Annotated in this window: 8 protein-coding genes; 5 read left to right on the top strand and 3 right to left on the bottom strand. The window is 37.9% G+C overall.

Annotation, left to right across the window (positions count from 1 at the left end):
- Positions 1-19 precede the first annotated feature (19 nt).
- The 3 genes from AXF23_RS01175 to AXF23_RS01165 all read right to left on the bottom strand — a co-directional run bounded on the left by AXF23_RS01175 (position 20) and on the right by AXF23_RS01165 (position 3,602).
- On the bottom strand, positions 20-1,423 hold the full coding sequence (locus AXF23_RS01175) for a DUF3945 domain-containing protein (protein ID WP_107624008.1): 1,404 nt from the start codon (positions 1,421-1,423) through the stop codon (positions 20-22).
- A 247-nt stretch (positions 1,424-1,670) separates the two neighbouring features.
- Positions 1,671-2,369 carry a TetR/AcrR family transcriptional regulator gene (locus tag AXF23_RS01170; RefSeq protein ID WP_107624007.1) on the bottom strand — a complete coding sequence of 233 codons (699 nt, stop codon included), beginning with the start codon at positions 2,367-2,369 and terminating at the stop codon, positions 1,671-1,673.
- The gene (locus tag AXF23_RS01165) at positions 2,370-3,602 is read right to left on the bottom strand and encodes an aminotransferase class I/II-fold pyridoxal phosphate-dependent enzyme (protein WP_107624006.1); all 1,233 of its coding nucleotides are present in this window, start codon (positions 3,600-3,602) and stop codon (positions 2,370-2,372) included. It abuts the gene before it with no gap.
- A gap of 450 nt (positions 3,603-4,052) precedes the next feature.
- Here AXF23_RS01165 and AXF23_RS01160 point away from each other — a divergent pair, with 450 nt between their 5' ends.
- From AXF23_RS01160 to AXF23_RS01140, 5 genes are all read left to right on the top strand, one after another.
- Positions 4,053-5,339 carry a radical SAM/SPASM domain-containing protein gene (locus tag AXF23_RS01160; protein WP_107624005.1) on the top strand — a complete coding sequence of 429 codons (1,287 nt, stop codon included), beginning with the start codon at positions 4,053-4,055 and terminating at the stop codon, positions 5,337-5,339.
- Positions 5,340-5,386: 47 nt separating this feature from the next.
- Complete coding sequence (locus AXF23_RS01155) at positions 5,387-7,669, top strand: carboxypeptidase-like regulatory domain-containing protein (protein ID WP_107624004.1); 2,283 nt, start codon at positions 5,387-5,389, stop codon at positions 7,667-7,669.
- Positions 7,653-9,866: a peptidase domain-containing ABC transporter gene (locus AXF23_RS01150; protein WP_107624003.1), complete on the top strand. Its 2,214-nt coding sequence runs from the start codon at positions 7,653-7,655 to the stop codon at positions 9,864-9,866. The genes AXF23_RS01155 and AXF23_RS01150 overlap by 17 nt, the downstream gene beginning before the upstream one ends.
- Positions 9,867-9,899: 33 nt before the next feature.
- On the top strand, positions 9,900-11,978 hold the full coding sequence (locus AXF23_RS01145; protein ID WP_107624002.1) for an outer membrane beta-barrel family protein: 2,079 nt from the start codon (positions 9,900-9,902) through the stop codon (positions 11,976-11,978).
- A gap of 85 nt (positions 11,979-12,063) precedes the next feature.
- Entirely contained in the window at positions 12,064-12,279 is a 216-nt protein-coding gene (locus AXF23_RS01140) for a hypothetical protein (protein ID WP_107624001.1), read from the top strand.
- The last annotated feature ends 31 nt before the right edge of the window (positions 12,280-12,310 follow it).

Genomic DNA, 12,310 nt, shown 5'->3' with positions numbered 1-12,310 from the left:
TCGATAATAGAATTAAGGGTTACATCTTACGTCCACGAGACTTCTTCTGTTTGTTCTCGTCCTGCTTTTGCTTCTGCTCAGCAGTAGGCTGTGTCTGTCCCGTTTTGAGTGGTTCTTTCACATTTTTGGTGGCTTCGTTGGTCTTGCCGTGGTTGTTCACGGCTACCTGCGTTTTGTGTTCTTCGGCTACGGCAACCACCTTTTCTTTGCCGGTTTCCTGCTTCTTATCGGGATTCCACTTGTAAAAACGTGGGCGGTTCTGTTCCTTGTCCATGCGGACGTATGCGTTGAAAGATTGCCCCTGTTTATCCACCATGTTTTTCAGGTAGAGCGTGCGGCCGCTGTCAAGTGCCTCACGCTGTTTTTCTGACAATTCCAAACCGCAGAGCTTATGCGGTACGCCTTGCTGCTGTGTCTGCTGCTGCCGTTCCTTAAATCCACGGTTATTGTCGAAGATGAACTCAATGCCTTTTCGCTCGGCATTGACCTGCAAAGTTGCACTGAATGTCTTACCACTCTTGGCAGTCATGCCTTCCACTTTCACGGCCTTGCCTTCCACAAGGTCTTTGTACTGGGCATCAGAGAGCGTTACGCCCTTGATTTCCTTAGGGATGTTCACACGGTCGGCACGCAGGGCTATGATTTCATTCGTCTGCGGGTCAATAGATACGTAGGCAGAGAAAGACTCTCCGTTCTTAGGTGTTACCTCAATGGTCTTGCCAAGATTACCCGTAGCAAGTAGTGCCTCCTTTTCTTCGGGAGAGAACTTGTAGCCCATATAGGGAAAGTCAAGCTGTGGTTCTTTTCTCAAAGGATGAATTGCCAAACCGATATTGCCGTTATCGTCCGTACGGAACGCAAGGCGTGCTTCAGTGTAGATAGTAGTGTCTCCAATAGGTACGGCAAGCGTTACGAGATTGCTCTTCTGCCAATTGAGCATCTTTTCCAATTCTCCACCCTGCTCCAATCGCTCACGGGTAAGTCCGAGATTATCGAGTTGCTTCCAATCAATCTTCGACTCATCGATGGCAGTAGCATTCTTCTGCTGGGGCAGATAGTCCCCAAAGGGAATGCCCATCTCAGCCAGTTGCTGTTTGCTTTCGGGCTTTTCACGGCTTTGCAGCATGGTGCGCAGATTGTCCACGCCCTGCTCCACATTGTCTGCCAATACCTTGTACAGTCCAAAGTGAGTTGGGTTATTGAACTGTTTGAGGAAGTTAGTCATGAAGTTCTTCAGAAGTCCGTCCTTGTTGTTGAACTTCAAGAATGCCGCTTGGTTGGCAGCGGCAGCCTCTGTTGTTTTAAGGTTTCCCTTGTCGTCAACACTGGAAATGACGGACAATTTACCCACTTCCTTTTCGTTCTTTACCTCCGTGCGGTCTTCCAATACCAGCACATAATTGTCATTGTTATTTGATTCCATTGCTTGATAATTTTAATGATGAATACTGTTATCAAGCTGCTAAATTATAGGTATATAAAGAGAAATAAAAGTTTTTGGGAAAAGCAGGAAATAAAGGGAGATTACAGGAAATAGTCGTTTGTGCGTTGTAATATCTTACTTACAGGAATTCTAAAATGCCGCTTTGCTAAGTAAGATATAGTTGCTATAATAAGAAAATCCCCAATTACCTGCTGGATAACTGGGAATTTTCCTTGTTATGTATCTTTTAATTCAGACACCTTTTAATGATTTCATCGCTGATACCGTTTTCTTTCATTCTTTCAGCAACGGCTTGCTTATAATTATTTGTTTCATGGCAGTGGAATACCATGTGTCCAAGTTCCTCCAGGGCTTTTTCTATACGTTTTCTGCCTTGCTCCGTATTCAAGTCAATATCGGCAAACTTTGAACGGTCGCGATGGAGATTGAGATAATATATGCCACCTATAATCAATGCCGATATGGCTGATATGTCAATATCTTTAAATTTCTCTTCATAGGAATTGGCAAGAGGTAATGTGTGCATTTCCCTGAGCATAGCTGTACGAACCGTGGTTTCATTTCCTTCTGCTATTTCCCAACGCAGTAATTCCAACATTACGGATTTGTCCTGAAGTGCCTTATGTACATCCTTGAAAATACTGATATAGCCCAATTCTGAATCTGTCGGAAAATGAACACCAGTCAGGACATCCTTAAACCAATAGTCGTATCTCTTAACAAATTCATCATAAAACTCACTAAGATTATCATATCTGTTATAAAAGACAAGTGGTTCGATTCTGGCTTTCTTGATAAGTTCTGTTACCAACATTGATGCAAAGCCTTTTTTCTTGATCAGACTTTCTGCTGCCTTGATAATGTCTGCCTGTATATCGACGTTTGTCCTTCTGTATCTTTTGGGTTTATTTTCTTCTTCTGCCATCTAAAAAGGAATTGATTTTCTGATTTCCAAAAGAGCAGTCACTAATTGCTCTAACTGTTCTATCTCGTGAGAAGCCAATACACTAACTCTAAGCCGTGCTTCTTTGGTTCTTACCGCAGGATATGTGATACCGCTTACAAAGATACATCTTTTTTGTAATTCACGTGCTATTTCATATACTTTTTTATTGTCTCTTACCATAATAGGGAATATTGCTGATACCGAACAGCCTATATCAAAGCCTTCCTCTGTCAGTCGTTTACGCAGATAATTGACATTGGTCCACAATTTCTTGCGAATTTCAGGACGTGTCTGTATAAGTTCCAAAGCCTTTAATGAAGATGCTGCTACCTGTGGAGTCATTGCAGCGGAAAAGACATTACTGTCAGCATAATATCTTAGATACTGAATCAGTTTTTTTGACGCGGCAACAAAACCACCGACACATCCGAAAGACTTACTGAAAGTTCCTGTAATAATATCTACTTGTCCCAAGCAATTATAATAGTCGGCTGTTCCTCTGCCATTTTCTCCCATAACTCCAATACCGTGAGCATCATCCATCATAAGAAGACAATCGTGTTTCTTACATACTGCAATGTACTCTGGAAGTTTTGATAAATCTCCATTTTGAGAATAGACCCCATCAATGATGACCAATCGAGTCTGATATTTTCCCGTTTCCCGTTCAAGAATCATGTCAAGATAGTCAATGTCGTTGTGTCCTATATGCTTTACATTGGTTCCAATTAAACCACTTGTGGCACTGGTATGGATATACGAATCTATGTAAGCTATGTCATTTTTTCCCAATATAGCACGAAGCAGACCAGCGTTGGCACCAAAACCTGATGAGAATAGAATGGCATCTTCTTGACCAACGAACTTTGCAATGCCTTGTTCCAACTGCTGATGGATGTCTAAATAGCCACCGATGGCTTGTGCGGCACTTGCCCCTGTGCCATATTTCAGGACGGCATTTATACCAGCTTCCTTGGTTTCAGCCCTTTGTGACATGCCTAAATAATCGTTGGAAATGTATGCTGAAACTTCACCGTTATAGCCCTCGATTTGCATCTTGGCTCCAACTCCTGTTTTTCCCATAACCCAATAACTCTTGCAGCCGAATTGCTCCATCTGATCAATGTAACTTTGGAAGTTTTGGCTACGCTCAGTAACATTCTCGTTGGGAGTAATCTCGAAATCTTTTAATGTAATAAATCTTTTTTTCATATAAACAATGTGTAGATAGTAAATAATGCTACAAATATAGTTAAAATACTAAGAAAATACAAATTCTGAAAAAAAAAAAAAACCGATTTTTCTTGTTATAAACAATATAGATTTGTATATTTGCAGCGTCAAGAAGATAATTTGTCGACAATATTATTGAACAGACATTACAAAGCAATGCCGGAAGCTAAAAGATGGCAAACTAAATATCAAACTTATGAAGAAGATTAATAAAATCACAATTCTTAGTGATGATTTACTCTCTGAAACGCTCGGAGGATTATCCGACCGGACAGAATTTGAATCTCCGTTCTTGGATAATTGTTCATGTCCAAAAACAAATAGCTCGTCTATTGAAAACCCATTCTTAGACAATTGTAACTGCTAACAGGCAGAAGTGTTAATTTGATAAGTGCAAGATATTCTTGCACTTATCAAAATTGTTCCAATATGAATATCAGTAAATATAATCATTATATAGAACAAGGAGAATCATGCATAATCTTCAATGCATATACCGTATCCTTTTTAATTGCAAAGAAAAGAGACATAAATAAGTTTCTTTTAAAGAAAAATCTTGAAGAATTAGAGGAAGAACAGCCTCAACTATTCTATGATTTGTGTAGAAAAGGTATGCTTATTCCAGATTATTTTGATGAAAAAGCAACTTACATTAGCGATGTCATGGACAGAAAATTCTCGGGCAAAACTTACCACATGATTATCAATATGACCATGGATTGTAATTTAAGATGTTGGTACTGCTATGAAACCCATATTGATAATTCTGTGATAGGAAAAGATACAATCTCCTCAATTATAAAGCACATAGAATTAAAATATGACAAAGCACCCTTTGAGTTGTTGACTTTGAGCTTTTTCGGAGGAGAACCTTTATTGTATAAAGAGAAGATTCTACATTTACTATCCCTAATAAACCCTATTGCTGGTATGAAAGGGTTTAAAATAACCATAAATTTTACCACAAACGCTACACTATTAACAAAAAATTTTTTAGATGCGATAAAAGGATACCATTCTACATTTCAGATAACTCTCGATGGATGTAGAAATATTCACAATACAATCAGAAAGTACAAAGATAAGAAAGCAATCGGCTCATATGACAGAATCTTAGAATCCTTATCTTTAATAAAAGAACATCTTACTGATTATGAATTATTATTGCGCATAAATATTTCTCCACAGACCAGTGTAGGATTGCAATCGCTGGTTGCTGATATAGAACCTTTCGTTGATCCGCAAAAGGCAACAATTGCCGTACATAAAGTGTGGCAAGTAAATGAAAAGAAAATAGACGATTGCATAATAAATAACTTTGTAAAAGAATGTCAGACAAGAGGATTTGTGTGTACATATCTTGACTTGAAATATAAACTTTGCAGTTGTTATGCCGACAATTTAAATGAAGTTGTGATTAATTATGATAGTCGTGTTTATAAGTGTACAGCTCGAAAATTTAACAAAGCTAATTCTTGTGGGTTTCTTAGAGAAGATGGTGTGATAATATGGGATTACACAAAATTAATGAACAGGATGAAATTACAGATTCCGGAACAATGCATAAATTGTGATATGCTCCCTGTCTGTTCTAAACGTTGTTCTCAGTCTCTATTAGATGATCCGAAAGAGTTTTGTGTATTGAAACAAGGCTATTCAAAAGTTGACTATATCATTGAGTTATTGAATAATTCAATAGTTTCAAGAAAAAGTTAAACAAGAAAAGCATCTTAAGTTTTTATTAATAATTTAATACATATATTATGAGATATCTTCTGTTAATCCTTTTTGGAGCTATATCATTTACGTCTTTTGGTAAAGAACTTAAAGGTAGAGTAATAAACGCTAAACAAGCAGCAATACCTTTCGCGAATATTTTAATATATGCACCGAATAGCACTATACCTTTGGGAAGAACGGCAACAGATGAAAATGGAAGATTCACTATTAAAGATCTTACCCAAGGAAAAATATTAACATTTTCCTCTATTGGTTATAAAACTAAAACATGGCTATATGATGGACAGGACTCTGTAAATATCATATTAGAGGAGGAAACTCAAGTGCTTAAAGAGGTTGTTGTCAAGGGCCCAAGATACAAGAAAATGGTGGATAGATTAATAATATATCCAAATAAAGAACTTAGAGAAAGTTCCAACAATGTATGGGGAGTGCTTGATAGACTTCATTTGCCTAATGCTATTGTTTCCAAAGAGTCAATTGGAATCACTATGTTTGATGGAAGAAGCGTTGCCTATCAAATAAATGGTGTGCCAGCTACTGCTGAAGAATATCTTGCAATCTCACCCAACCAGATAAAGTCAATTGAGTTTATAGATAATCCTGGCGTTAGATATGCTACTCAAAATTATGGCGGAATCCTTAATGTAAAAACTAAAGACGGAATAAAAGGCTATGGGCTCGGATTCAAAACGATGGATGCTGTCACGACTTTATCAAGTGAAAATAATATTTTTCTAAAACTGAATAACGTAAAGAATCAATTTACGTTTATCTATGACAATAAGTTCAGGCATTATACCAAGAACAGAAATGACACAAGGCTTGTATCTGTTCCCCTTTCTCTCTCACTTGTAAAAGAAGGAGATGACTCGCCTTATAGTTATCAGCAACATAGCCTTAAAGCTGTGTATAGTCATGTTGCAAAATCATTTCTTTTGAATGTTAATTTCAATACAGTATTCTACAATAATGACAGAGATGAAACCTTACAGAAAGTATATGAATTCGATAACCTCATAGGTAACTCCGTTCTAACACCCAAGTACAAATCTAATTTATATTCATTAGACATATATGCGTCTCAAAATATTGCAAAAAAGGATAATCTGATATTTGACTTGCTGACCACATACAGAACCAGTAATTATCGTTATAATTTTATGGAGATAAATCAACACTCCATGAATTTATTTAACTATCAGTATGATGTGCACGGTAAACGGTTATCGTTTATTCCAGAACTCTTATATGAACATAAGATAAGTGACCTGAACAATCTTACTGTAGGAGTAAGAATAAATTATGCCAGAACAAATAACAACTATAGTCAAGATATAATGAAGAAAGACCACTCTGATAGCTATGACATACTTAGTTATGCACAATTGCTTGGTCGCTATAAGAATCTAAGTTATCAGATAGGGGTTGGAGGGAATATTGTTAGCTATAGCAAGGACAGTATCTCCTATACAAAAAGATTTATGCGACCCATGATTAAATTTTCATATACGCCAATAAGCCATTTTACTTTCTCTTTCAATGCAGAACTTATTCCCCATGTACCAGAGTTGGCAGATATGGCAAATGTCACAAGAAAGTTGAATTCCATTGAGATTGAAAAAGGTAATCCTGACTTACGTCCTTACGTAGAATATAACAATAAATTTGATGTCGCCTATAATATCAACAGATTATATTTTCAGTTAGCTTATTTGTATAGTTTTAGTCGTCATCCTTTTGCCCCGAACAGCTATATTGATAATGGTAATATTTATTATATTACAGATGAATATAATAAAAGTCGAGTTCATGCCCTAAGTTCCTTTGTCAATTATGAAGTTATTAGAAACCGGTTAACGCTATCGGGAGCCTGCACGTTTTCAAAAACTTTATTTCAGAAGGACAATATTGAATACACGAAGAATATCTGGAACTACTATGTACAAGCTGGCTTGAACTTAACAAAGAACTTGAGTATGAATTTCGGTATTATTAATAATCGTAAGGAACTTAGAGGTAATCTTTACTTAGCACAGGAAAATGCCGTCTATTTCTCCACATCTTATCATCTAAAACAATGGATGTTTACCGCAGGTATTTGGGATCCATTTAGAAGTAAGATTAAACTTTCTGAGAGAAAAAATATTAATAGCCAATTTAATAAAAATATTGTATCGTGGAATGCAGACAAAGCTAATATGGTGTATATACAAGTTTCGCTAAACCTCAATAAGGGACACAAATCTCAAACATTGAGGAAAAAAATACAAAATATTGACGACGAGGATGGCATTCTTAAATAAAAAACATAAATTAAAAAAACAATTACAACATGATACAATGTTGTGTGGCGTAGCATGCCTAGAAATGATTTGTGAATATTATAATAAAAAATATTCCGCAAGTTATCTGTCTACAATCTGTCGTCCAACAACAGAAGGCGTTTCCATGCTGAGCATCAGGAATACCGCATATGTACTGGGGTTTGATTGTGAGTGTGGTAAGATAAATCTTGATGGAATAAAAAACATATCCGCCCCCTGTATCCTCCATTGGAATCAAAACCACTTTGTGGTGCTGTATAAAGTAAAGAAAGGAACGACCTTCTACATCGCCGACCCAGCAAAAGGACTTGTGAAATACAACCTTGAGGAGTTCAAGAAGCATTGGATTAGTATGCAGTTGGATGGTGAGGAAAAAGGCATCGCCATGTTTCTGGAACCAACTCCTGCTTTTTATGAAAAGCAGATAAATGAACAGCCAACAGAGGAACGCTCGTTTAAATTCCTCTTTGGCTATATTAAGAAATATCGCAAGTACTTCGGGCAGATAGCCTTAGGCTTGTTAGTGGGTAGTCTATTGCAGCTTATTCTGCCTTTCCTCACGCAATCTATTGTGGATGTTGGCATCAAGAACCAGAACATCGACTTTATATGGCTGATACTCTTGGGACAGCTGATGCTTACCATAAGTCGAACTGCAATCGACTTTATCCGCCGTTGGCTCTTGCTACACATCTCGCTACGCATCAACATTTCATTGGTGAGCGATTTCTTCATCAAACTCTTGAAACTGCCGATGTCGTTCTTTGACACCAAACTGATGGGCGACCTTATGCAGCGTATGAGCGACCACAGCCGTGTGAACACGTTCCTGACACAGCAAACGCTCAGCATCGTGTTCTCGCTCTTTACCTTTGTGGTGTTCAGTATTGTGTTGCTGTCCTATAATTGGCTTGTCTTTACAATCTTTATGCTCGGCAGCCTACTCTATGGCGGTTGGCTTGCGCTATTTCTTAGGCACAGAAAGGTACTCGACTACGAATTATTTGAACAGCAAGCCATCAACAACAACAAGACTTACGAGTTTATCACCTCCATACAGGAGATAAAGCTACAAGACTGCGAACAGCGCAGACGCTGGGAATGGGAAGATACGCAAGTCGACCTCTTCGGAGTGCAGATGAAATCGCTGAAACTCCAGCAGACGCAAGAGGCAGGAAGTATCTTTATCAACGAACTGAAAAACATCGTTATCACGGTGGTGGCGGCAACAGCCGTCATTCACGGACAACTCACGCTGGGTATGATGCTTGCCGTACAATATATCATAGGGCAACTTAATTCACCAGTGGAACAGTTGATGAGTTTCTTTTATTCGGTGCAGGATGTTAAGATAAGCCTTGAGCGTATCAATGAGATACATCGCATGGATGATGAAAATGGAAAGCAAGGATTGGAAACGGCTGCGAAAGAAGAAAGTAAGGGAATAGAACTTGAAAATGTAAACTTTAAATACGATCCACACGCACTGAAAACTATCATAGACAATGTAAGCCTCACAATCCCAAAAGGCAAGGTAACAGCCATTGTCGGAGCATCGGGTAGCGGAAAAACCACGCTCATCAAACTTATGCTGGGTTATTATCCTGTGCTGGGTGGACAAATCACCGTTGGTGGAACAGATATAAACACGCTTAATAAAAAGTGGTGGCGCAGACAATGTGGCGTGGTGATGCAGGACGGTATAATATTTTCTGAGTCGATAGCTCGCAATATAGCCGTAGATGATGGGGAGATAGACAAGGAACGATTGCAGAAAGCTGCCGAAATAGCCTGTATTCATGATTATGTAATGGGACTGCCGCTAAAGTACAACACAAAGATTGGGCGCGATGGGGTAGGTTTGAGTCAAGGGCAGAAACAACGTATCTTGATAGCGAGAGCCGTGTATAAGAGCCCCGACTATATCTTCCTTGACGAGGCCACCAACTCTCTTGATGCCAACAATGAACGCATGATTGTGGAACATCTGGACGAGTTCTACAAAGGGAAAACTGTAATTATCGTGGCACATCGATTAAGTACGGTGAAGAATGCTGATCAGATAGTGGTGCTGGATAAAGGCAGGATAGTGGAAATCGGTAACCACGAAGTACTCACAATAAAGCGTGGTATATACTATAATCTCGTGAAGAATCAACTTGAACTTGGTAGTTAATTTGTAAATTCTATAACATAAAAATTTAACAGAATGAAGCGTAAACACTTATCTTTAATCTTGATTTTATTTGCATGGACTAATATTTATGCACAAGAAATCGAACAGAATGATTCTTTAAATTACAAGTTACAAGAAGTTGTAGTCAAAGCAAAACAGACTGCAACAAAACTGGTTGGTAGTTCGCTTGTTTCAAATATTGCAGGTTCAAACTTACGAAATGCAGGGAATGCTCTTGATGTTCTTCAGCAACTACCTTTGCTTACCATTGATGATAACGTTGTTTCTGTAACAGGGAAAGGTGTACCTGTTATCTATATAGACGAAAGACCCTTACGTGATAATACCGAATTACGGCAGTTACAATCTACAAATATCCGAAACGTAGAACTGATACTTGCCCCTGGCGCACAATATGGGAGCACCACAAAAGTTGTACTTAAAATCTCAACAAGAAAGAAATTTGTACATGGACTCAGTATAAGTAATGAGATCGAAACACGTATACGACGTAAATGGTCTATGAATGATATGCTCGATTTCAGTTATCATTCTGCTAAGTTGGAGCTGTTCGGCACTGGTTATTATGACCATGACAATAGTCTGATAAAAGGCTCGACAATAAACAGACTAACCTACGAAGCAATACCGACAGAGATTGGTACGACATTTAGTAGCAAATACGCTGAAAATAATGCAATGGGGAAGATTGGCTTTAATTTTTCAGAGGGGAATCAATCTTTTGGTGCATACTACCGCTTTATGTATTCTCATACCAATCCGTTAAATATTGGAACCGAATGGATGAACTCAGAGTCCCTTCTTTCTCGCAAAATATCCAGTGAAGGCAACATGCGCAACCATCTCATATCCATTTACTATGACAACATGTTTGTCGGAAACAAACATTTTCATTTTGACGGAAACTACAGGGGCTCAAATGATGACAAATTCAATGAAACGAGCTACAAGAGTTATCAACGACAGAATGTAAATTCAGTTCAAAACCAAACTAGTACACTTTGGGCAGGTAAAGCATATCTTGATTTTTCATTCGTTGGAGGAAATATAACTGTAGGAACACAGGATTCCTATACCCATACAAAACTGGATTACAGAATGCTTAACCAAACAGTGGAAACTTATATCCCTTCTTCTCTTACCGATGCAAAGCAGACTTCTTTGGCAGCTTTTACTTCGTGGTCAAGACAGTTCGGAAAATTCAGTTTGTCCGCTGGATTGAGATATGAGTATGTTGATTATCTTTTCACCGTTGATGGGGAAAAGGATACTGATGTAAGCCGCACCAATCATTTCTTCACACCAGATATATCACTGAGTTATTCTTTCAATGAGACCTTTATGGTAAATCTAAGCTATAAGATGGCTACTGTCAAGCCGCCTTATTCACAATTAACGAGTGGGACAACCTATGCCGGTGAACACGAAATAGAGGGAGGTAATCCGATGTTGCGTGATGAAAAAATGCAAAATCTTCAATTGTTCGGACAATGGAAAGACTTTATGTTACAAGTGGACTATATAAGAAGCCTTGATACCTATGCTTTCGTAAAACAGATTTATCCCGCATCGACGCTCCAAATGCTTCTTCATCCTGTCAATGTCAATGTATCTGAATTGAGCACATGCCTTATATGGGGGCATCCAATAAAATTTTGGCGTCCCGAGGTTACTCTTGGAATGTCAAAACCGTGGATGAAACTTGGCAGCAACAGTTATAACAAACCAATATATTCCTATAATTTTCAAAACTCGATTTCCCTACCTAAAGATTTTTATGTCTCTGCAAACATGAGAGGTCAAAGTCGTGGTGATATGCACACCAATCATTTTACAGGCTCTTGGTTTATAATGGATATGAGCGTACGAAAGACGTTTTTGAAAAAAACTCTCTCCATAAAACTGACAGCTACCGACATTTTTAATACCCGTAATAACGATTGGAGCATGTATACATACGGCATTCTGATGAATAAATATCAGAGTTATGACAGACGTGGGATAACCCTAAGTGTTCAATATCAATTCCATCCTCAAAAAAGCAAGTATAAAGGTAAAGTTGCTTCAGAAGCAGAAATGAATAGATTCTAATGATATAATATAAAAGCATAATGCATGCAATGCCGTAGAAGCCGATCTACGTTAATGGGAGGCAAAACAATTATTCGAAATTACAATGAAAAAAATCTTTTTTTCACAAAGTTCTTCATCAGAAAAAATTTCTTTGAAGAACATGATTCAAGACAACAATCTTGAATCTATTCTCGGTGGTATGTCGGAAAACTTATGTCAAGAAGATTTGTCCGAAAGTTCAGATTCTACCAAAACTGAATCTGAAAAAAACGACAGCATCTACTACAGAAGAGTTATTCCAACTCACTCCACAAAATAGTAATTTTAACTAATTAATTATTGAACTGTGT

The sequence above is a fragment of the Prevotella sp. oral taxon 313 genome (genome assembly GCF_003043935.1).
Classification (GTDB): Bacteria; Bacteroidota; Bacteroidia; order Bacteroidales; family Bacteroidaceae; genus Prevotella; species Prevotella jejuni.
This window is presented reverse-complemented; position numbering and strand designations above follow the sequence as displayed.

Coding starts and splice junctions, on each gene's coding strand:
- AXF23_RS01160 (WP_107624005.1), top strand. CDS start 4,053: ATGAATATCAGTAAATATAATCATTATATAGAACAAGGAGAATCATGC.
- AXF23_RS01150 (WP_107624003.1), top strand. CDS start 7,653: ATGGCATTCTTAAATAAAAAACATAAATTAAAAAAACAATTACAACAT.
- AXF23_RS01170 (WP_107624007.1), bottom strand. CDS start 2,369: ATGGCAGAAGAAGAAAATAAACCCAAAAGATACAGAAGGACAAACGTC.
- AXF23_RS01140 (WP_107624001.1), top strand. CDS start 12,064: ATGAAAAAAATCTTTTTTTCACAAAGTTCTTCATCAGAAAAAATTTCT.
- AXF23_RS01145 (WP_107624002.1), top strand. CDS start 9,900: ATGAAGCGTAAACACTTATCTTTAATCTTGATTTTATTTGCATGGACT.
- AXF23_RS01165 (WP_107624006.1), bottom strand. CDS start 3,602: ATGAAAAAAAGATTTATTACATTAAAAGATTTCGAGATTACTCCCAAC.
- AXF23_RS01155 (WP_107624004.1), top strand. CDS start 5,387: ATGAGATATCTTCTGTTAATCCTTTTTGGAGCTATATCATTTACGTCT.
- AXF23_RS01175 (WP_107624008.1), bottom strand. CDS start 1,423: ATGGAATCAAATAACAATGACAATTATGTGCTGGTATTGGAAGACCGC.